We start from the raw sequence: 19,754 nt of genomic DNA on the forward strand, positions 1-19,754 counted from the left end.
CGCCTTAGCGCATCAAAAAGGCGCCGTCCTCCACAACGGGAGAACAGCGCCTTTTAGTACACGTAGCAGATAGCGTCCTAGTAGAGCGGTTAAGGAAAGCCACTAGTTATTGTTTATATACTTAAAGCGAACAAAACGGTCGTTTTCATAAATAGCGGTAAAGTGTCCACCCGCTGATTTGCGCTCCGGCTTGCGCTCAACTGGCTTGGCCTGTGCTACAGGGGCCGTAGGTACGGATGGATACGCGCCGGGCGCCATCCCGGGGACATGGCAGATGAAGGAGAGGATTTTGGAGGGCATGGTGTGTTTCCCGTTAGTGTTTAGAGATTTAGACATGAGCTGCGGTGTGATTTGAAGGGAAAAATCTGTACTCAGGCAAGACAACTACACAATAAAAAGGCGGTGCTATAAAGATATTGCCATTTCATTGAACGATGCTAAGGTATATTTTTTCTTTCTAAAATGTAAATAAGTAGCAGCCCTTATTTTTATATCCGTACCAGTACGGATATAAACCACGTAATCCTTGTCTGCTGCCTGCTAGGCCCTTAAGCTCCCTGGTTGCACATTGCGGGCACGCGCAAAAGTGCCTAAATTTGATTTTTAGGCACTTTCTTTTCTATAAACAGCTTTCAGGTAGCGCCAGGGCACCGCTCTGATTTTAGGTTTGCCTACTCTTCTCTGCTCTTACGCCTTACCTGCTTGTGGGAGTAGCACGCGTCCTTTCCTTCCTGCTCCCAAGGGCTTACCCGCTATGTACCTGCTACGTCTTATAACTATGGCTATTTTTTGGTACTTCTTTGAGCCGATACCCCCTTACGGAATAAGCTTATTGCGCATGGCATACTGAATCAAGCCAACCACCGACTTGGAGTTGGTTTTGGTAAATAGGTTACGCCGGTGGGTTTCTACCGTCCGCTCACTAATGAACAGTTCGTTGGCAATGGCTTGGTTGGAATACTCACGGGCAATAAGGCGCAGAATTTCCCGCTCCCGGCTGGTGAGCTCGGCGGCCCTAGTAGCTGCATCCAGTGCGTTGGGTATCTGGATGTTTTGCAGGAGCGTGGCCGCCACTTCCGGACTAAAATAGTTGTGGCCAGCCGCAACCTGCCGGATAGCCTCGCTTAGCTCAGCCTGGGTAGCGGTTTTGAGCACGTAGCCTGAGCCACCAGCCTCCAGTACATCGGCAACGGTGGCGTGGTCATGAAACATACTCAGAATCAGCACCCTGATGTGGGGCCAGGAGGTTCGGATGGCACGGGCCAGCTCTACCCCCGACATTTCCGGCATGTTCAAATCCAGTACGGCCACCTGCACTTCCGGATGCTCAGCAAGCAGGCGTAAGGCCTCCGCTCCCCCGTGCGCCTGGGCCACTACCCGTAAATCGGTGGCTGGGCGCAGCATATTCTTCAGCCCTTCCACTACCACCGGATGATCATCAACCAGCATAAGCGGAATCACGTGCTTTTCAGGTGTGGGTGCAGCCATACAATGGAACAACGTTACGCTAACTGCCGAGCGGGTGGAAGGCAGCTGATTCCTACTCGAGAAAGGTAGTCTAATGTGCTTGGATTATCAATATAAAAAATATCATATATACAGTCAAATATTCACCCTTTCCCAAATTCTCAAGGCTAGTAGTCTCCTTCCTGAGTTCTTACTACAAACTATCTTTCCGCCAAAGGTTTAGCCTATTACCATACCTAGTACCTGCCGGGCACTACGCAAAGAAGCCTCTTCTGCTTTCTGCAACCTACTAGGCCCACAAAAAGCAGAAGAGGCTCCCGATAGAGCTACTTGGGTTATTTCAGCCCAAACTTGCCCCGGAATTTGTCGCGCAGGTAGGTTTGCTTGGTATCGAGGCCAAAGGAACGGCCATCAATCCAGGCGCGGGTTACGTCGTTGGTGCGCATGTCCAGCAGGTCGCCACGGCTTACCACCAGGGTAGCGCTTTTGCCGGCTTCCAAGGAGCCATAGTCTTTATCGACCCCCAGGATGCGAGCGGGGCTTAGCGTTATGGCCTCTAGGGCCTGCTCTTTGGTAAGGCCGTAGCCCGCAGCGGTTCCGGCAATAAAGGCCAGATTGCGGGCACCCGAGGTTTCCTGCGAGCCTTCATAATCTAGGCAGAAGCGCACCCCGGCTTGCTGAAGCAGGCTGGGCAGACGGTAGGGCTGGTCGTAGTCGTCGCCCTCGCGGCGGGGCAGCGCATGAATCCGCGACAACACCACTGCTACATCGTTTTGCTTCAGGAAATCCAGCATCATCCAGGCGTCGCGGGCGCCTACTACCGTTACTTTTTGCACGCCTAGGCGCTTGGCAAAGCGCACCGATTCCAGTAGTTCCTTACCGTAGTCGGCGTGGATAAACAAGGTTTTGCTGCCATCAAACAAGCCAGCCAAGGAAGTCAGGCGCAGGTTTTCTTTGCGGCTGGCGGGCTGTTGACGATACGCACTGGCCTCCGTGAGCAAGCTTTCCAGTTGGCGCAGCTGTTCCTGGCGGGCTTTTTCGCGCCGCTCTAGTACCTGTGCGTCCTCGTTGGGATTGGTTTTGATAATCATGGCGGGCCAGTTCAGGTGCAGGCCATCATCGGCTTTTACCTGCGCATCCTGCCAGTTCCAGGCATCTAGTTGTACCACGCTGCTCTGCCCCGACAGAATACCGCCCCTAGGCGTTACCTGCGTCAGTAGCACGCCGTTGGTGCGCACCGTCGGGATAATGTCGGAATCGGTGTTGTAGGCAATGATGCTGCGCACGTTGGGGTTAAAATCGCCCACTTCGCGCGCATCTACGGTTGCCCTGATGGATTCCACCTCGGTGAGGCCTAGTGTGGAGTTGGGCAGAATCAGGCCGGGGTAGATTTCCTGACCCTTCACGTCAATCACCTCAAACCCAGCGCGGTCCTGGCTGAAGCCGCTTTGCGCGCCGGCGTAAGTGATGCGGCCTTTATCAAAAGCTACGGCGGCGTTGGGTACTACGGTACCGTTGCCTACATGCAGCGTGCCCCCGAGCAGCAGCACGGGCTTGCTCTGGGGTGGAGCTGGCGCCGGTACCTGGGCCAGCGCGGGCGTAGCCGCGAGCAAGGCCAGGGAAAAAAGAATATATTTCATGGAGTTGATGTCGTTGTACTGATAGAAAGCCGCTCTAGCCTGAGCTGGTACCCGAACCGGTTACTGATCCAGCTCTTTCTCCTGGCCCACAGTGTCGCAGTGGAAGTGCTTGTTGGGGCGCGCTGAAGGCATTTGCGTAGTGGCGCCGCCTTTTTTGGCTTCCAGCATTTTCTGCACAATGCGCAGACGCTCCTTTTCCATCTGCTGGCGTAGCTGCTGATCGGTTTCCAGGCTGAACATTTCACGGCCATCCACGAAGGTGCGCTCGGCGCGGGCGTAAATGCTCAGGGGGTGGTCAGTCCAGAGCACTACGTCGGCATCTTTCCCTTCCTTAATGCTGCCCATGTTTTTATCGAGGTGCAGCATTTTAGCAGGATTAATGGTGACAAGCTTCAGGGCTTCTTCTTCGGAGAGCTTGCTGTACTTCACCATTTTGGCCGCTTCCTGGTTGAGGCGGCGGCTCATTTCGGCATCATCGGAGTTGATGGCCACATTCAGCCCTACATCGTGCATGATGCCGGCGTTGTACGGTATGGCGTCGCGCACCTCGTTTTTATACGCCCACCAGTCGGAGAACGTGCTGGCATTAATGCCGCGCTCCTTCATCTTGTCGGCTACTTTATAGCCTTCCAGAATGTGCGTGAAGGTGTTGATCTGGAAGCCCATGCGGTCGGCTACGTTCATCAGCATGTTGATTTCTGACTGCACGTAGCTGTGGCAGGTAATAAAGCGCTGCTTGTTCAGGATTTCCACCAGCGCCTCCAGCTCCAGGTCGCGGCGCGGGGCCTCCCCTTTCTTCTGCTTGGCCTTGCTGAGTTTGTTCCAGGATTTCCACTCTTGCTCGTATTCCTTTGCCCGCGTGAAGGCATCCACGAACACCTGCTCGGTGCCCATACGCGTTTGCGGGAAACGCACCACGTTGGCCTCGCCCCAGTTGCTTTGCTTCACATTTTCACCTAGCGCAAACTTGATGAAGCCGGGCGCACCCTGAATTTTCATTTGCTCCGGCGTCATGCCCCAGCGCAGCTTCACCAGCGCCGACTGCCCCCCGATGGGGTTAGCCGAACCGTGCAACAATTGGGCAGCCACTACCCCACCGGCCAGGTCGCGGTACACGTCCACATCCTCGGGGTCTACCACATCACTGATGCTTACTTCTGAGGTGACAGACTGCGTGCCCTCATTTACGCCGCCCGAAATGGCAATGTGCGAGTGCTCATCGATAATACCGGGCGTGAGGTGCTTGCCGGTACCATCAATGCTGCGGCCGCCGCTGGGCACCGAGAGGTTGCGGCCCACCTTCACAATTTTGCCGTTTTGCAGCAGTACATCGGTATTCTCCAGCTTGCCGGCGGCCTCACTGGTCCAGACGGTAGTGTTTTTGATCAGTACGGTTTGCTGCGTGGGCACCTCGGTGCGGCCGTAGGCTACAAACGGGTACTGCACGGCGCCCAGTTGCGGTACTTGCGGCGCTTTGGCGGAGTCGCGGCGGGCAACTTTGCTCGCTTCTTCGAGGCGGCGGGCGCTCCACTTCACGGCCGTAGCATCGGGCAGTTGGCCGTCGCCCTGGAAGATGCGCGTTTCGGGCGTGTAGTAGCCGCTCAGCCGAATAGCGCCGCTGCCTTTAGTTTTGGGGTTTGGGTTGAACACGAGGGTAGCAAGCTCACCGTTCACGGTAAGTGTGCCTTTCACCGTATCGGCGGGAGCTTTTACTATTTTCAGCTCTGGCGCTTCGGGCTTGCCGGCCAGCAACAGCTTCATTTCAGGCTGGCTAGCTACCTGCAAGGTGTACACCCCACGGTAATCAGCGGGCAGCGTACTGAGCTGGTACCGCTCGCCTTGCACCCAGTTATCAAGCAGCACGTTGTCTTCGGCCAAGAGGCGGGCCGAGCACACCAGAAAGTTGGCTTCCATGCCTGGCTTGAGCGCTCCTACCCTGTCCTGCACCTTTACCAGCGCGGCGGGGGTAGCGGTGAGGGCCTGCAACGCCTGCTCCTCGCTGAGGCCGTACTGTACGGCTTTGCGCAGGTTGGGTAGAAACTTCTTTTTGTCTTTGAGGTCGGCGGCGGAAAGCGCGAACGGGATGCCGGCTTTGGCCAGCATGGCCGCATTGGCGGGCGCCATTTCCCAGTGCTTCAGCTCCTGCAACGAGACGCGCGCGGCATCATACACGTCGTCTACCTGGTAGGCATCGGGGAAGTTGAGGGTCAGGATGAGCGGGGCTTTGGTGGCCTGAATGTCGGCTATGCGCTGGTATTCGTCGCCTTGGCCTTTGATGATGTACTGCACCCCAAACTCATCGCCGAGCTTATCGGCCCGCAGCGCGTTCAGCTTGTCGCGCACTTCAAAAATAGCGGGCAGACTGCGCTGCTGATTCAGAGCCCTGAGCGACAAATTCTGCTCGCGGGTGGGGTTGCGCTGGTTCCAAGCGGCATCGAGGTAGCTCTGGCGAAGTAGGGCAATGCTGCCCATCAGAGAAGCTGGATAATCCTGCGTGCTGCTACCCTTCTCGAAGCTGTAAGCCGATGCAGCGCGGTCTTGGAGCAGCACTTCACTTTCGCGGCGACTGGTGTTCAGGCTCACCAACGCGGCCGTGCCGCGGGCAATACCATCGGGCTGGTGCGTGAGTACGGCCCCGAAGCCCAGCTTGCGGTACACATCGGCCTGCTCGGCATTTACCTTAAATAGCTCAGCGGCACTGGCCTCCGGATGAATGGCCTGGTTCCAGTCGTAGGCGCCGGCTTTCTGGCTTTCCATCTGCGGCCCGGCTCGGCGGCCTGAGCGCTCCGGTGCTTTCACCTCGGGCACCCCGTAGCTGGCATACAAATCCACGAAGCCTGGGTAAATAAAGCGGCCTTTTAGGTCCTGCACCACCGCGCCGGCCGGAATCTTCACCTTGGTACCCACGGCTTCTACTTTGCCATCCCGAATCAGCAGCGTGGCGTCCTGCAGGCGGGTTTTGTAATCGACAAAAATGGTGGCGTGGGTGAAGGCGTATACGCCTGGCCGCTGGTCGTAGACACCGTTGCGGGGGAACGTAGCCGGCTGCTGGGCCTGGGCCGCCGTGAGGCTGCCGGCCAACAAACTGCCAGCCAGCCCCAGCCGGCGAAGATCAATGTGCATGTGGTAGAAGTTGTGGAATAGAAAGAAAGTTGCGTGAACCAGCAGATGAAGCTGCTGCGGGGAAAGAAGCACTTTGGCAACCGGAGTTGCACGAGCTCAGTATGCTAAAAAGAAAACTCAACTTATCACCAAAACCGATAACTCCCACCTTATTATGCGCAAAGGCACTCAAGTAACCTGGAAGTATGGTACCGGCACGGCTACCGGCAAAATTGAAGAAACGCACAAGGAGTCCGTAACGCGCAAGCTGCAGGGCGCCGAAATCACTAGGCATGGCACCGCCGACAACCCCGCGTACCTGATTGTGCAGGAAAATGGAGACAAAGTTCTGAAGCTGCAGAGCGAGGTGAAGGCCGCTAAATAGGACTATGTACTAGGGTGTTTTATCCCAGCAACCGCTTCCCTGTACAGGCAAAGAAAAAGCCCCACCGAGGTTTCAGTGGGGCTTTGACCTAGTAGCCTGAGGCTACATTATGCATTTTTGGGGTCGGGCTCAATGAAGGCCTGCTCTTCCATTTCGGTGGGCACTACCACAATGCCTTGCTGCAACTTGGAGTTGCGCTTGCCATAGATGAAGTACACAATAAAGCCGAGCACCATCCAGCCCATAGCTACCTTCAGCGTGAATTCGTCGAGGGCAGCAATCATGCCCAGGCACACCACCATACCCATAATCGGTACGAAGGGGAACGAAGGATTAGATAGCGGCGCGCGGAACGGACGAGGCTGTGCGGGGTCAGACTTGCGCATGATCCAAACACCGGCCGATACCAACACGAAGGCCAGCAGCGTACCAAACGAGGTCAGGTCGCCGGCCAATGAACCGGGTACGAAGGCGGCAAAAGCACCTACAAATACCAGCAGCGCCAAGTTCGACTTATAGGGAGTGCGGAACTTGGGGTGCAGCTCAGAAAACGCTTTCGGCATCAGGCCGTCCTTCGCCATCGAGAAGAACACGCGGCTCTGGCCCATCAGCATTACCAGAATTACCGAGGAGAAGCCCAGCAGAATAGCCATGGTTACGGCCGTACCCAATCACTCATAGCCGGGCATGTGCGCCTTAATAGCGTAGGTTACCGAAGCCTCGCCGCCCTTCGCAGGGTCAGCGAATTCGCGCCAGTTGGCAACGCCCGTCAGCACGTGCCCGAACAGGATATACAGAACGGTACACACGGCCAGCGAGCCTAGGATACCGATGGGCATGTCGCGCTTCGGGTTCTTGGCTTCCTGTGCCGCGGTGCTTACTGCATCAAAGCCGATGAAGGCAAAGAACACAATGGCCGCGCCACCCAGAATACCACCCCAGCCGTGCTTGTTCCAGCCCGTGTACTCGCGTACTACTGCGCCCGCCGCGTTTTTAACCGGCTCGGCGTTTTCAGGAATCAGATACGGCTCGTGGTTAGCAGGGTTGATGAACTGCCAGCCTACCGCGATGAACACCAGCACGATAGCCACTTTCAGAAACACAACCACAGCGTTGAACATGGCCGACTCCTGCGTGCCTTTGATCAGCAGCAACGACAGGGCAATGATGATGAGCAGCGCAGGCAGGTTGATGATGCCGCTGTGCATAACGCCATCAACGGCCGCACTTTCGAAGGGTGAGTGGCTGAGCTCGTAGGATATCGGCGATATATGAAACGCCTCTAAGAGCTTGTTCAGGTATTCGCTCCAGGCAATACTTACCGTAGCGGCCCCTAGGGCATATTCCATAATCAAAGCCCATCCAATTACCCAGGCTACAAACTCACCCATGGTGGTGTAGGCATAGGTGTACGCCGAGCCGGCAATTGGAATCATGGCGGCGAATTCGGCGTAGCACAGGCCCGCGAAAGCGCAGCCAATAGCGGCCACAATGAAGGCCAGCGTTACGCCCGGGCCCGAGGCCTGAGCTGCCGCCGCAGCCGTCCGCACGAACAAGCCGGCACCAATAATGGCCCCGACGCCCAGCGCCACTAAGTTGCCTGCACCCAAGGTACGCTTCAGCGAGCCCTCTCCGGTGGAGTTGGCTTCACCCAGCAGCTGGGCCAGCGGTTTTTTGGCGAAAATATTTGCCATACAGGTTAATGAGAGAAGAGAAAAGGTGAGATGGGGATTATGAAATTTGCAAAAAAAGCCGCCTGCAAGCAGCTACGTGGGCCGAATATAGCCCTTTCTCCGGACAGCTGAACTTGAAACGGATCCTGAGTGGATGATTTTCGGCGCCGGAGTAAACTCTCCGCTGCCTTCCTCCCCTACTCGCTACGGTAACTTCGCCCAAAGACTCTTGCCACGTGAAAAAGATGCTTGCTCGGCTAGCCCCTTTTATTTTGGTAGCCGCTGCAACTACTGCCCAACGCATAGCCACTCCCCCAACCCACATAACTTACTGTACGCGTATCACCTAGTACATTACTAGGCTTAAAACTCAGCGTACCCTGTTAAAAAGGCACTGCTCCCGAGCATGATTGCAAGCACTACCGGCCCCACCTGCGGTGCAAGGCTTGCTAGTTCAAGGCAAAAACTCATTGGTTGCAAGTACTAGGTCCCCTGTAAGCTGAAACCCAGCATCTCTAGGGCTTTTGTGCATACGTGGGGCTAGTAAGGTACCCATTTACTGTATTAGCGCTGAAGCTCTTTCCTCGGATGATGCGGTAGTTTGCTAGCTCCCGTTGTGGCAGCAACCTCACAGCTCAGGCAGTGCCGTGCTGAAACAGTGTAGTATATGGGACATGCTGCAGCCACCTTCCTGTGGCTGCGGACTGCCAATTTGCCACAGATAGGCCCGATGCCATGCAAAAGGAACTACACTTGCTTATATTTGAAAATATGCGCCTCGGCAACAGCTCAGCCTACTGAGGAGCATCCACCACATCCAACACCCCATGAGTCCTCTGCCCAGTAGTACCAGTTCGGTACAAATTCAGCAGTTCTACGACAAAGGCCTGGCCCACGCGAGCTACGCCATCCGCAGCGGCCGGCAAGTAGCCATCATCGACCCGGCTCGCGACCCGCAACCCTACTACGACTTCGCCGACGAGCACGAAGCCCGGGTTATCGCCGTAATTGAAACCCACCCCCACGCCGACTTCGTGAGCAGCCACCTGGAAATTGCCCAGGAAACCGGCGCTACTATTTATGTCAGCAAGCTGGTGAAGGCCAGCTATCCGCACCAGCCTTTTGACGATGGTCAGCGCATCGCCCTGGGTGTTGTGGAGCTGCACGCCCTTAACACCCCTGGCCACTCTCCTGATTCCATCAGTATTCTGCTTATAGATGAGCTAGGCCAAACCCGCGCTGTATTCACGGGCGACACCTTATTTGTGGGCGACGTGGGCCGCCCCGACCTGCGCGAAGCGGATATTGTAGGTGGCCACAGCCGCGAGGAGCTGGCAGCGCAGCTCTACCGCAGCACCCGCCAAAAGCTGATGACCCTGCCCGCCGCCACCCGCGTATATCCGGCCCACGGCCCCGGCTCGCTCTGCGGCAAAACCACCAGCACCGACCTGGATAGCTCCATCGGCAAGGAAGTCCGTACGAACTATGCTCTGCAGCCCATGTCGGAGGAGGAGTTTATAAAAGTGCTCTTGGAAGATCAGCCGTTCATGCCCAAGTACTTCGGGCACGATGTGGTGCTGAACAAGCAGGGCGCCTTGCCCTTTGAGGATAGTGTACGGGCCGTGCCACGCCTGGCCTCCGATACTGCGCTGGAGCCCGGCGTAGTGATAATAGATACCCGCCCCGCCAACGAGTTTCGGGCGGGCCACCTGCCGGGCGCTATCAACCTGATGGATGGCGGGAAGTTTGAGACGTGGCTGGGCTCTATTGTAGGCCCACAGGAGCCGTTTTACCTCATTGCCGATTCGCAGCTCGCGCTGGATAGCATCATCCGGAAAACGGCCAAAATCGGCTACGAAGGCGGCATCAAAGGTGCCTTACTCACGCCCCGCGAGCTACCTGCTACTAGCCCTGCTACGGATGTAGACCATGTGCGTCACCAGCCCCACGACTTCACCATCGTGGATATTCGCAATCGTACCGAGGCCCAGCAGCCTATCTTTGATAACGCCCTGCTGATTCCGCTGCCCGAGTTGCGCGAACGGGCCCACGAGGTACCCGCTGATAAGCCCGTGCTAGTGCATTGTGCCGGTGGGTACCGCTCCGCCGCCGGCGCCAGCATTCTGGAAGCCGCCCTTCCGGGCACCACCGTTTATGACTTAGGCGAAGCTATTTCTACTTTTCAGCCTCAGTCGGCACACGCGTAGCCCTTGCTGCTAGGGGTGCAACCTTCCGTACGTGTTCTGACTCTTCAAATGACCAAGGCTACCCAGTCTTGGTCATTTTTGCTTTTCGCGCTTGCTCTTGTACTCCTGCTTTTCCATGAAAACCTCGTTCTACTCCTTTCTGGCCGCCGCCCTCCTGCTTACGGCCTGCGATGAAACCGATATTTCTAAAAACACCCCGAGCTGTATTCGCCAGAAGACCATCAATCTGGAGCGGGATACGCCTTGTGAAGAAGGCGCGAGCGTGAAGGAATACATCTTTCAGGGTAAGTCGGTGTATGTTTTCAACCCGGGCAGCTGCATTGCTGATGCCAGCTTTGAGGTAGCCGATGAGCAGTGCAACACCCTAGGGTACCTAGGCGGTTTTAGCGGCGGAAGCACTATCAATGGCGAGCCTTTCTCGAAAGCCGAGTTTAAGCGCACCATCTGGGAGCAATAGCGGCGGTACTGCTGGCCAACCGTTTTACTACCCCCTGCCCTGGCCCAAACCGCCGGGGCTTTCTTCTGCCCGCCAGATGAAGTATCTTCGTAGTCATGCGCGTACTACACACCGCCGACTGGCACCTAGGCCAACGGTTCATACAAGGCCACGAACGAACCGAGGAGCACCGTCACTTTCTGGAGTGGCTGGTTCAGGTTGTGCGCGAGCAGCAGGTGGAAGTGCTGGTAGTGGCCGGCGACATTTTCGATACCGGCTCGCCCTCTAACCAAGCCCTGGAGCTGTATTACTCCTTTCTGCTAAACATGCGCGGCACCTGCTGCCGCGATATTGTGGTGGTAGGCGGCAACCACGACTCGCCTGCTACGCTTAATGCGCCGGCCCGGCTGCTGCGCCACTTGCGCGTGCACGTGGTAGGCTGCGTGCCCGACTGCTTCGAGGACCAAGTGCTGGTGCTGGATGACGCCCACGGCCAACCTGGCTTGGTGGTGTGCGCCGTGCCTTTCCTGCGCGACCGGGACGTACGCCTTTCCGTGCCCGGCGAAACAGCCGAAGAACGCGAAGCCCGCATCAAGCAAGGCATTGCCGACCACTACGCCCGGTGCGCCGACATCGAGCAGGTGTGGCAGCTCAAAGACCTAGGTCTCCCCGTGCTCGCAACCGGCCACCTCTACGCCGCCGGCGCCGCCCCCTCCGATTCGGAACGCACAATTCATGTGGGCAACCTGGGTCAGATTACTGCCGACCACTTCCCTACTGTCTTCGATTATGTGGCCCTGGGGCACTTGCACCGCCCCCAACGGGTAGGTGGCCGTGAGCATATCCGCTACTCCGGCTCTCCCATCCCGCTGTCGTTTTCTGAAATCGACCACCCCAAGGAAGTACTGTTGCTGAATTTCCAGGGCGGCAAACTTGCCGAGTTGCAAAGCCTGCCGGTTCCGGGCGCCCGCCGCTTGGTGCGGTTTCACGGCACCCTCGATGAAGTGACGCTAGGCCTCACGAGCTATGATAACGCGGGCTACTTGCTTCCTGCCTGGGCCGATGTACAGATTCATTCTGAGCTTACCCAACTGGAAGTGGCCGATGCGCTGCTCAACGTCATTCAGGCCCTTGACCGCCAACAACTCGAAGTATTGGCCCGCCGCCACTTCCGGCTAGTAAAGCTCCGCGCCCTCGGCGAACAAGAAGAAACCGACGACACCCCACTCACCCGCAGCCTTCATGACTTTACGGAGCGCGAGGTGTTTGAGCAGCGCCTGGAAGCCGAGCCCGAAACCAGCCGCGCCGAGCTGCTCCGCACCTTCGATGAGCTGCTGGAACGTATGTAGAAAGTAGCCGCTGGTGCCAAAATATTTGTTATGCCTCGCCTGCGCTTAGCATGAGAAACTCATATTCCATACCAGCACCACAAGCTTCCATCGGGCTCGGTAAAGTTCTGTTGCAAGTGCATACCTAACTTCTCCAGAATCCGGCGAGACGCTAGGTTGTCCTGCATCACGGTGGCGTTTATCTCTGGCAGCTTCAGTACGCTTTGGGCGTAGCGCATGCTGGCGGCCGCGGCTTCCGATGCATAGCCTTGCCCCCAGTGCCGGGGTAGCAAGCGGTAGCCAATATCATAGTAATTCGAGCGGCCGTTCACTTCACTATCGTTAACGAGCTTGATGCCGCACCAGCCGATAAACTCCTGCGTATCCTGGTGCACCACAGCCCAGCGCCCAATGCCGTTGCGCTCGTATTGCTGCCGGATGTAACGGATGATAGCCTCGGCTTCAGCTAGTGTACTGATAGCTTTATTGGGAACGTAGCGCAGTACAGTTGGGTCAGAGTCGAGGGCTAGGACGCCCGGGGCATCCGACAGCCGCATTTCGCGCAAAAGCAGCCGCGGCGTTTCCAGGTTATTCATGGCGGCGCACGGCGTATACTAGCTCGTCCAGGTACTGGCCGTTCTTGAAAAACGTCTTCTCAAAACGCGCTTCCAACATAAAACCAGCCTTTTCCAGCACGCGTTGCGAGGCGAGGTTAGTCCCGAAGGGCCGCGCGAAGATGCGTATGATATCGAAAGTGCGGAAGCCATACTCTACCATCTGCTTTACAGCTTCCGTGATGATGCCGCGCCCCCAGAATGGCTCAGCCAGCCAATAGCCTAGCTCGGCATTTTTGCGCTCAATGTTATTACTCGGGTGAATTCCGATGCCGCCTACGGCCTGACCGTTAACGTCAATGGCGAAAATATGCAGCGGACTGGGCTGGCTGGCCATGGCAATGAAGTTGCGGCCGGTTTCCTCGGTGTAAGGGTGCGGAAACTGGTCGTTCATGAAGCTTGCTATAGCGGGGTTATCGGCATAACGAACCAAGCTGGGCAGGTCAGCTTCAGTCCAGGCACGAAGAGTGAACTCCATAGGGCGCGACGGTAATACAATCAGGTTTCACTGAACCGATAGGCTAGGCGGTGTTTAAAAAGCCGTTTTACGCTTTTCGAGCCTCATGCTGAGCAGAGCAACGCATTTCCTCCGCTGGCTGCTAGGTTCATTGATTAGCCCGAGATAGAGATACTTAGACTCCGCTCAGCATGACGTGCTTGAGCCTTCAGACAATTCCTCAGTAGTGCGCATAGCGCGGTTGGCTATTTCCCCTTCACATAAAACGGAATATTGGCGGTTGCCACATTATCCTTGCCATCATAGGCGTACACGAAGAGGCGGTACGCTCCTTCTTTAGTAGGTGCTTTTAGTTTGGTTTGAGCGGTAGCGCCGGCCGGAATTAACCCTTTAATGGCCACGGGGCGGCTTTCCCGGTCGCCGCCCGATTTCAGATCGGTGCTTTCGGGCAGCAGTTCCCACCGATACGTCAGGGCATCTTTGTCGGGGTCCGATACGCTCACGACGGCGGGGTAGCTCTGGCCGGGTTGTAGGTACACGTTGTCGGTGGCTTTTTTGCCATCAAGCAGGAAGGACGCGAGGTGCGGCGCGCGGTTCTGGGGCCACTTGCCGCTCCAGAGGTACTGCATCACATCTACCACCTCTGATTCCTTTCCATCTTCGGTGAAAATGCCGTACCAGGTTGGTGTGCGCTCCTGCTTTTGGCCCCACAGAAACACGTAGGTGCCCAGGCATTGGGTTTTGTCTTTGGCTACGGAGGCCTCGTAGCGGCTTTGGTACACGGCGGCTTTCTGGCTGCTGGTTTCTTCTACGGAAGCTTTCCAGGGTGTAACGGGGCTTTCCCAGTGGCCGGTGGGGCCCCACTCGGCCACCACGTACGGGCCCGTCCAGCCTGTAGAGCGCACCTGCTCCGGAATAGCTGCCAGCCCGGCGTAGGTGTTAATGCTCAGAATATCCACGGCCGGGCACTTGGCCTTAATGTAATCGACTTCCTTTTGGTTGAGGCCCGCCAGTACGGTGCTGGTGGGGTGGTTGGGGTCTACCTCGTGAATCATTTGGGCAATCTGCTGCACGGCGTCCCACACCTTGGGGTTGGTGTACTCCAGGTTCAACTCGTTGCCGATGCCCCAAAACAGCAAAGCGGGGTCGTCTTTGTATTTGAGCACGTCGGCGCGCAGCCGTTGCAACTGTTCGGCCACGGCTTGCGGATTGTTATAGTCGAAGCCGTGCCGCTCCCGGGCTACGTCAAGGCCCATCATCACGGTAAGGCCGTTTTGGTTGGCATCGGCCAGCACCTTGCTTGCGCCGTCCGTGCTCCAGGTCCGGATGGAGTTGCCGCCGTAGGCTTTGATGCGCTCCGGAAACTGCCCGCCACCAGCACCATTAATGAAGTAGGGCTTACCTGCGCGCAGCAGCTCGTAGCGGCCGTTGGCCTGTTTAACTTCTACTTTTACCGGCACTGACTGTGCGCAGGCGGCAGTAGTAAGGGCAAGCAGGGAAAGGACGAGGTGGGGTTTCATACGCAGAAAGGGATAGCGACAAATTCAGAAGAGCAATGAATTACTCAAAGTAACTGGTATTTTCTATCCTTTTGCTAGCCCTTCTGTCGCGCTAAACCTGCTCTACCCCCGTCTTTTGCTTAAAGTGGTTCGTCGTGGCCGGTGTTGCTGGCACTAGGGTCTGAGTCGCCGCCCGTGTCTAGGTCAGTATCCGAAGCGGTAGCATCAGTAGGCGTTTCGCTGGCCGCTTCGGTTTCCGAAGCAGGCGTATTCTCTTCGGAATCGGGGGCCACTGCCGGCGCGCTTTCGGGGCGCGGCAGGTTGGTGCCTGCGTCCGAGTCGGCGCTTTGGGTATCGGTAGTACCCTTCGAGGCCAGCGAGTTATCGGCTGGCTTGGGCTGTTTGGGGTCAGGGGAGGTTTGCATGAGAATTAGACCTAGGAAATGATGAGCACTGCGTATGAAGCAGTATCTGCAAGCCACTTGTACGTTGAAGCTGAACAGCTGATCATCTCAACCCTGCTGATACAATCTGCGTTATAGCTTCATTCACCATTTCCCTTGTCAATCATGAGCATATTTGGTTCTAACAACCGTCCCAGCGGTACTTTAGGCGGCCTGCTCTCGGGCTTGTTTGGTGGCCGTACTGCCGTTAACCCTACCACCGGAACATATAATACTCCCACTCGCTCCGGCGGAAACAGCAAGCTGCTAGGTGGCGCGTTGCTGGCAGCCGGTGCTGCGTACCTTTACAACCGCAACAAAAAGAAGAACGCCTCCGTCCCCAGCTTCAACCCAAATTTGTAAGCTAGTTACATTACTATTTAAAAGCCCCATCTCTGGCCAGTTTTGGCTAGTGGTGGGGCTTTTGGTCTTTAACTCACCTAGTCGCTGGGTGTAGCAAAGGCATTAGTCAACAAATCGATTACTTCTTCTGTGGACTTAGCCTCTGCATTTAACGTTGTCAAAGGAACAACTACTTTCGGAAACTCATCCACAAAGCGCATTTCCTCAAACTCAGGAATGCTATGTTGATTCATTAACTGCTCGAAATGCTGCCGATCTACTCCCCAGACTTTAATAAACTTCGATTCGGCTACATAGATTTCAATTAAGGCTTCTTCATCATTATAGATAAGGCCAAACTCTAGGCGGCAGTCCTCGACTAGCTCCTTTTGTAAGGAACCTAACATGGCTAGTGTAAGATCTTTGTCCTGGTAGTCACCGTACGTTACCTCTCCTTGGTACGGACAGGACAGGCAGGCACACACATCGGGTAACATTGCTGCTAAATCCAGCAGGAGTTCCCATAAACGCGAATTATTCACATTCACTTCAGCGTAGAAGCGAAACAAGAGCTCGGGATCTTCTACTTCTGACAACACAAAGCCTTCTATAAACTGTGCTTCTCGACGTGCTGATATCTTATCCCAGTAACCACGCGGTACCTCATCTTCTTCAGCAAAACGTGTTGTTCTTGGAAGCTCTAGAGCGGACATAATTCAGATATTACTAAATGTTAATATTAAGAACCCATTCATTCTTATATCAGGGCTTTCCTGCCATCAAAAACACCAACTCCCCACCTTTCAAAATATCCTGATGATTTAGGAACGGACGCGTCAGTTTCTGGCCGTTTAAGCGAGCTTCTTTCACGTATACGTTCTTGTCGCTCTGGTTTTTGACGGTGATGCGGAAGGCTTTGCCGTTTTCGAGGCGGAGCGTGGCACCGTGAATGGCAGGGCTACCGAGGGCATACTCTGGGGAGCCGGGCGCTACGGGGTAAAAGCCCAGGGCCGAGAAAACATACCAGGCCGACATCTGCCCGCAGTCGTCGTTGCCGCCGAGGCCATCGGGCGTGGGGCGGTACATCTTGGGCAGAATCATGCGCACGCGAGCCTGGGTTTTCCAGGGCTGGTTGGTCCAGTTGTAGAGGTAGGCTGCGTGGTGGGCGGGCTCGTTGCCGTGCACGTAGTTCCCAATGATACCGTCGCGCGTGATATCCTCGGTTTCGGCGAAGAACTTGTCGGGCAGGTGCATGGTGAACAGCGAATCGAGGTGGGGCACGAAGCGCGCATTGCCCCCCATTTTGGCGATGAGCGCACTAGGGTCCTGGGGCACGTAAAGGCTGTAGTTCCAGGCGTTGCCCTCAATAAAGCCCTGGTTGTGCGTGCTCAGCACATCAAACTCCTTGCGGAAGGAGCCATCGGTAAGGCGCGGACGCATAAACCCGATGCGCTGATCGTACACGTTCTGCCAGTTCTGGGCGCGCTTGCTGAACTCCTGCTCAATATCCTGGCGGCCCAGTTTTTTAGCGGCCTGGGCAATGCACCAGTCGTCGTAGGCGTATTCCAGGGTTTTCGAAACGGACGAGCCACTTTTATCTTCGGGCACATAGCCTAGGCGCAGGTAGTCCCCGATGCCATCGTACCACTGCTGGCGGGCGGTGGTCACGCAGGCATCCAGGGCCTTGTTGGCATCGAAGGGCGCGTTGCCTTTCACAATGGCATCGGCAATAACGGGCACTGCGTGGTAGCCAATCATGCACCAGTTCTCGTTGGCGTGGTGACTCCACACCGGGAGCATGTGCTCCGCACTCTGCCCAAAGTGCGCCAGCATCGACTGAATCATATCAGCGTTGCGCTTGGGCTGCACCACGTTGAACAGCGGGTGCAAAGCGCGGTAGGTATCCCAGAGCGAGAAGGTGGTATAGTTGGTGAAGCCCTCGGCCTTATGAATATTCTGATCGAGGCCGCGGTACTGCCCGTCCACGTCCTGGTAGGTAGTGGGGCTCAGGAAAGCGTGGTACAGAGCCGTATAGAAGTTGTCCTTGTCTACCCGTTTCGGCGACTCAATGGTCACTTTACTTAGCTCCTGCTGCCACTGCTCCTGCCCTAGGCGCTTCGTCTGCTCAAAGTCCCAGCTCGGCAGTTCGGCCCGCAGGTTGCGCAGCGCCCCTTCCGTACTAACCGACGACAAGGCCATTTTCAGCTTGATCTTCTCCCCGGCCTGGGTCTGAAAATCGAAGTACATGCGCAGCTGCTCGCCGGCCTGCTCCGGGAAATTATGCGCCTGGTCAAAACGCCCCCAGAAGCCACGGTAGGCCTGCTTTTTGGCGTAGTTGCGCGCGCCGTACTGCCGGAAGGGCTTGGAAAACTGCAGCGCGAAATACTCAACGCGGGTGCGGGCCCAGCCGTTCGTTTGGCGGTAACCCGTCACTAGCGAGTCGTTTTCCACGCGCACAAACGTCCAGACGTTTTTATCGGGGTAGTTGTAGATGCCGGCCGTCAGATCGAGGATGATGTGGGCCTCATCGGCTTTCGGGAAGGTGTACTGGTGAAAGCCCACTCGGTTGGTAGCCGTCAGCTCAGCCAGAATGTTGTGGTCGTCGAGTTTTACCTTATAGTAAGCGGGTTCTGCTACCTCGTTCTGGTGCGCAAACTGCGAGCGGAAGCCGCTTTCTGGCTTCTCGGCGGTACCGGGGTTAAGCTGCAGCGGCCCGGTAGTGGGCATAATCAGGAAGTCGCCGAGGTCGGAGTGGCCGGTGCCACTGAAGTGCGTGTGCGAAAACCCGACGATGGTTTTGTCCTCATACTGGTAGCCGGCGCAATACTCGTACACCTTGGGGTTGTACTTGCCATCCAGCTCGTAGCTGATGGTATCGGTATCGGGCGAGAGCTGCACCATGCCAAATGGCACCGTGGCCCCCGGAAACGTGTGCCCCATCCGCTGTGTGCCCACTATCGGGTGCGCGTATTGCACCAGGTTTTGGGTAGGCTTTGGCTTCTGAGCGAAGCTAGTAAACGAGGTAAGGAAGAGAGTGGCGAGGGGAAGGCGGTTCATCAGCTTCTTGGGGGTAGCGTTGAAGCTGGGAAGGTAGGAATCAGTTGCTTTCTCTCGTTACCTAATTCCTAGCTGCTTCAACGTTTCGAAATAGAGTCGATAGTTCCAATGCATGTTCGCTTGAGCGAACAGGCTCGTGGATCAGCAGGCACATCAACGTTTACAGCTTCAAAAGTTGCGTTTGGATATATCACCACCATTTCTCCGGCAGTAAATTTCTTATTAAGATTGCATAGTTCTAACACTCTTATAGTATCGCCTACTGTTGTTTTCACTAAAGTGACGGAAGCAGTTGGCATTAGCCCGCACAAATCATCAGTATTCTTGTGAAAAATAACCTTGCCTTTTAGCACCTCGCTACTAACAGTATACTGCCATGCATCTTGGCAATTTTTCCTCTGATGTTTCAATGACCCTTTTGGAAAAAAGCTGAGTAAATCAGCTGCAAGCATTGTGGTAATGACGACTTTTATCACTTTCGACTAAAATTGAATTTATTCCGCTACATCTATTAAGAGCGCGGCTGCCAACTTATTAATGCCCATAACTCACCACGCGCGTCACTTTCCACTGCCCGTCTTTTAGGCGCCACACCATCATGTTTTTGAAAGTACCGCAGTCATCTTTGCCGTTTTCCACGTGGCAGAAACGGTGCTGGTAGGTTTCCACGGCGCCATAACCGTTGATAGGAAACACCTCTAGGGTGCCGGGCACCAACTGGCGGTTGAGGCCGGTGGTTTTATTCTGAGCAAACATATTCCGGAAGCCCTGCATGGTTTGCTCGAAGTTGGCCAAGCCGCCTTTGTCGTGGTAGAATTCCAGGTCTTCGGCAAAGAAAGTTTGTAGCTTCTCTACATCGTGCTGATTGAAGGCAACAAACATCAAGCTGTCCTGCTGAGCAATAGTGCGGTACAACTGCGCATCGACGGGCTTATAGGCGCCTACCGCCTCCGGCGTGGTGGGTTTACCCGTGGCGCAGGCTCCCAGCATGACCACACTACTCAAAAGCACATACCAATTTTTCATACCTCAGTTCTTTTGGCGTCATGCTGAGCGCAGCCGAAGCATCTCTACCTATGGCTAACCAAGAGGCCTAGCCCCGAC

At 55.9% G+C, this 19,754-nt stretch carries 17 protein-coding genes and 1 pseudogene; 5 read left to right on the forward strand and 13 right to left on the reverse strand.

Going from position 1 to position 19,754, the window contains the following annotated elements; translation table 11 throughout:
• Positions 1 to 102: 102 nt before the first annotated feature.
• The 4 genes from ACYVHC_RS04925 to ACYVHC_RS04940 all read right to left on the reverse strand — a co-directional run bounded on the left by ACYVHC_RS04925 (position 103) and on the right by ACYVHC_RS04940 (position 6,230).
• Positions 103 to 336: a hypothetical protein gene (locus ACYVHC_RS04925; protein WP_460612550.1), complete on the reverse strand. Its 234-nt coding sequence runs from the start codon at positions 334 to 336 to the stop codon at positions 103 to 105.
• 480 nt (positions 337 to 816) lie between these two features.
• Positions 817 to 1,488: a response regulator transcription factor gene (locus tag ACYVHC_RS04930; RefSeq protein ID WP_460612551.1), complete on the reverse strand. Its 672-nt coding sequence runs from the start codon at positions 1,486 to 1,488 to the stop codon at positions 817 to 819.
• A 314-nt stretch (positions 1,489 to 1,802) separates the two neighbouring features.
• The gene (locus ACYVHC_RS04935; RefSeq protein WP_460612552.1) at positions 1,803 to 3,107 is read right to left on the reverse strand and encodes an amidohydrolase family protein; all 1,305 of its coding nucleotides are present in this window, start codon (positions 3,105 to 3,107) and stop codon (positions 1,803 to 1,805) included.
• Between the two features lie 60 nt (positions 3,108 to 3,167).
• A complete protein-coding gene (locus ACYVHC_RS04940) occupies positions 3,168 to 6,230 on the reverse strand; it encodes an amidohydrolase family protein (RefSeq protein WP_460612553.1) in 3,063 nt (1,020 codons plus the stop codon).
• Positions 6,231 to 6,384: 154 nt separating this feature from the next.
• On the opposite strand from ACYVHC_RS04940, the gene ACYVHC_RS04945 reads away from it, so the two are divergent.
• Positions 6,385 to 6,594: a hypervirulence associated TUDOR domain-containing protein gene (locus ACYVHC_RS04945; protein WP_460612554.1), complete on the forward strand. Its 210-nt coding sequence runs from the start codon at positions 6,385 to 6,387 to the stop codon at positions 6,592 to 6,594.
• Between the two features lie 107 nt (positions 6,595 to 6,701).
• Here ACYVHC_RS04945 and ACYVHC_RS04950 read toward each other — a convergent pair.
• A pseudogene (locus ACYVHC_RS04950) lies at positions 6,702 to 8,288 on the reverse strand (amino acid permease).
• An 806-nt stretch (positions 8,289 to 9,094) separates the two neighbouring features.
• Here ACYVHC_RS04950 and ACYVHC_RS04955 point away from each other — a divergent pair.
• The 3 genes from ACYVHC_RS04955 to sbcD all read left to right on the forward strand — a co-directional run bounded on the left by ACYVHC_RS04955 (position 9,095) and on the right by sbcD (position 12,259).
• Positions 9,095 to 10,474 carry an MBL fold metallo-hydrolase gene (locus ACYVHC_RS04955; RefSeq protein WP_460612555.1) on the forward strand — a complete coding sequence of 460 codons (1,380 nt, stop codon included), beginning with the start codon at positions 9,095 to 9,097 and terminating at the stop codon, positions 10,472 to 10,474.
• 115 nt (positions 10,475 to 10,589) lie between these two features.
• On the forward strand, positions 10,590 to 10,931 hold the full coding sequence (locus ACYVHC_RS04960; RefSeq protein ID WP_460612556.1) for a DUF6970 domain-containing protein: 342 nt from the start codon (positions 10,590 to 10,592) through the stop codon (positions 10,929 to 10,931).
• Positions 10,932 to 11,026: 95 nt separating this feature from the next.
• Positions 11,027 to 12,259 (forward strand): exonuclease subunit SbcD, encoded by a 1,233-nt coding sequence (gene sbcD, locus ACYVHC_RS04965; RefSeq protein WP_460612557.1) that lies wholly within the window; start codon positions 11,027 to 11,029, stop codon positions 12,257 to 12,259.
• A 59-nt stretch (positions 12,260 to 12,318) separates the two neighbouring features.
• Here sbcD and ACYVHC_RS04970 read toward each other — a convergent pair whose 3' ends face one another.
• The 4 genes from ACYVHC_RS04970 to ACYVHC_RS04985 all read right to left on the reverse strand — a co-directional run bounded on the left by ACYVHC_RS04970 (position 12,319) and on the right by ACYVHC_RS04985 (position 15,233).
• Positions 12,319 to 12,834, reverse strand: a complete 516-nt coding sequence (locus ACYVHC_RS04970) for a GNAT family N-acetyltransferase (RefSeq protein ID WP_460612558.1) — start codon at positions 12,832 to 12,834, stop codon at positions 12,319 to 12,321.
• Positions 12,827 to 13,330, reverse strand: a complete 504-nt coding sequence (locus ACYVHC_RS04975) for a GNAT family N-acetyltransferase (RefSeq protein ID WP_460612559.1) — start codon at positions 13,328 to 13,330, stop codon at positions 12,827 to 12,829. Before ACYVHC_RS04975 ends, ACYVHC_RS04970 begins: the two co-directional genes overlap by 8 nt.
• Positions 13,331 to 13,554: 224 nt before the next feature.
• Complete coding sequence (locus tag ACYVHC_RS04980) at positions 13,555 to 14,829, reverse strand: glycoside hydrolase 5 family protein (protein WP_460612560.1); 1,275 nt, start codon at positions 14,827 to 14,829, stop codon at positions 13,555 to 13,557.
• A 119-nt stretch (positions 14,830 to 14,948) separates the two neighbouring features.
• Positions 14,949 to 15,233, reverse strand: coding sequence for a hypothetical protein (locus ACYVHC_RS04985; RefSeq protein ID WP_460612561.1), 285 nt, complete (start codon positions 15,231 to 15,233; stop codon positions 14,949 to 14,951).
• Between the two features lie 144 nt (positions 15,234 to 15,377).
• Here ACYVHC_RS04985 and ACYVHC_RS04990 point away from each other — a divergent pair, with 144 nt between their 5' ends.
• Entirely contained in the window at positions 15,378 to 15,614 is a 237-nt protein-coding gene (locus ACYVHC_RS04990) for a hypothetical protein (RefSeq protein WP_460612562.1), read from the forward strand.
• Positions 15,615 to 15,691: 77 nt separating this feature from the next.
• Here ACYVHC_RS04990 and ACYVHC_RS04995 read toward each other — a convergent pair whose 3' ends face one another.
• The 4 genes from ACYVHC_RS04995 to ACYVHC_RS05010 form a co-directional block, all read right to left on the reverse strand.
• Positions 15,692 to 16,306: a hypothetical protein gene (locus ACYVHC_RS04995; protein WP_460612563.1), complete on the reverse strand. Its 615-nt coding sequence runs from the start codon at positions 16,304 to 16,306 to the stop codon at positions 15,692 to 15,694.
• Positions 16,307 to 16,355: 49 nt separating this feature from the next.
• The gene (locus ACYVHC_RS05000) at positions 16,356 to 18,650 is read right to left on the reverse strand and encodes a GH92 family glycosyl hydrolase (RefSeq protein ID WP_460612564.1); all 2,295 of its coding nucleotides are present in this window, start codon (positions 18,648 to 18,650) and stop codon (positions 16,356 to 16,358) included.
• Positions 18,651 to 18,727: 77 nt separating this feature from the next.
• Complete coding sequence (locus ACYVHC_RS05005; RefSeq protein ID WP_460612565.1) at positions 18,728 to 19,126, reverse strand: hypothetical protein; 399 nt, start codon at positions 19,124 to 19,126, stop codon at positions 18,728 to 18,730.
• 58 nt (positions 19,127 to 19,184) lie between these two features.
• The gene (locus tag ACYVHC_RS05010) at positions 19,185 to 19,676 is read right to left on the reverse strand and encodes a nuclear transport factor 2 family protein (protein ID WP_460612566.1); all 492 of its coding nucleotides are present in this window, start codon (positions 19,674 to 19,676) and stop codon (positions 19,185 to 19,187) included.
• Between the last annotated feature and the right edge of the window lie 78 nt (positions 19,677 to 19,754).

Source organism: Hymenobacter seoulensis, assembly GCF_054780535.1.

Excerpts from the sequence above, each read along its gene's own strand:
- ACYVHC_RS04955 (WP_460612555.1), top strand. The coding sequence starts at position 9,095 with ATGAGTCCTCTGCCCAGTAGTACCAGTTCGGTACAAATTCAGCAGTTC.
- ACYVHC_RS05010 (WP_460612566.1), bottom strand. The coding sequence starts at position 19,676 with ATGAAAAATTGGTATGTGCTTTTGAGTAGTGTGGTCATGCTGGGAGCC.
- ACYVHC_RS04985 (WP_460612561.1), bottom strand. The coding sequence starts at position 15,233 with ATGCAAACCTCCCCTGACCCCAAACAGCCCAAGCCAGCCGATAACTCG.
- sbcD (WP_460612557.1), top strand. The coding sequence starts at position 11,027 with ATGCGCGTACTACACACCGCCGACTGGCACCTAGGCCAACGGTTCATA.
- ACYVHC_RS04960 (WP_460612556.1), top strand. The coding sequence starts at position 10,590 with ATGAAAACCTCGTTCTACTCCTTTCTGGCCGCCGCCCTCCTGCTTACG.
- ACYVHC_RS05000 (WP_460612564.1), bottom strand. The coding sequence starts at position 18,650 with ATGAACCGCCTTCCCCTCGCCACTCTCTTCCTTACCTCGTTTACTAGC.
- ACYVHC_RS04945 (WP_460612554.1), top strand. The coding sequence starts at position 6,385 with ATGCGCAAAGGCACTCAAGTAACCTGGAAGTATGGTACCGGCACGGCT.
- ACYVHC_RS04930 (WP_460612551.1), bottom strand. The coding sequence starts at position 1,488 with ATGGCTGCACCCACACCTGAAAAGCACGTGATTCCGCTTATGCTGGTT.
- ACYVHC_RS04975 (WP_460612559.1), bottom strand. The coding sequence starts at position 13,330 with ATGGAGTTCACTCTTCGTGCCTGGACTGAAGCTGACCTGCCCAGCTTG.
- ACYVHC_RS04935 (WP_460612552.1), bottom strand. The coding sequence starts at position 3,107 with ATGAAATATATTCTTTTTTCCCTGGCCTTGCTCGCGGCTACGCCCGCG.
- ACYVHC_RS04995 (WP_460612563.1), bottom strand. The coding sequence starts at position 16,306 with ATGTCCGCTCTAGAGCTTCCAAGAACAACACGTTTTGCTGAAGAAGAT.
- ACYVHC_RS04990 (WP_460612562.1), top strand. The coding sequence starts at position 15,378 with ATGAGCATATTTGGTTCTAACAACCGTCCCAGCGGTACTTTAGGCGGC.
- ACYVHC_RS04980 (WP_460612560.1), bottom strand. The coding sequence starts at position 14,829 with ATGAAACCCCACCTCGTCCTTTCCCTGCTTGCCCTTACTACTGCCGCC.
- ACYVHC_RS04925 (WP_460612550.1), bottom strand. The coding sequence starts at position 336 with ATGTCTAAATCTCTAAACACTAACGGGAAACACACCATGCCCTCCAAA.
- ACYVHC_RS04970 (WP_460612558.1), bottom strand. The coding sequence starts at position 12,834 with ATGAATAACCTGGAAACGCCGCGGCTGCTTTTGCGCGAAATGCGGCTG.
- ACYVHC_RS04940 (WP_460612553.1), bottom strand. The coding sequence starts at position 6,230 with ATGCACATTGATCTTCGCCGGCTGGGGCTGGCTGGCAGTTTGTTGGCC.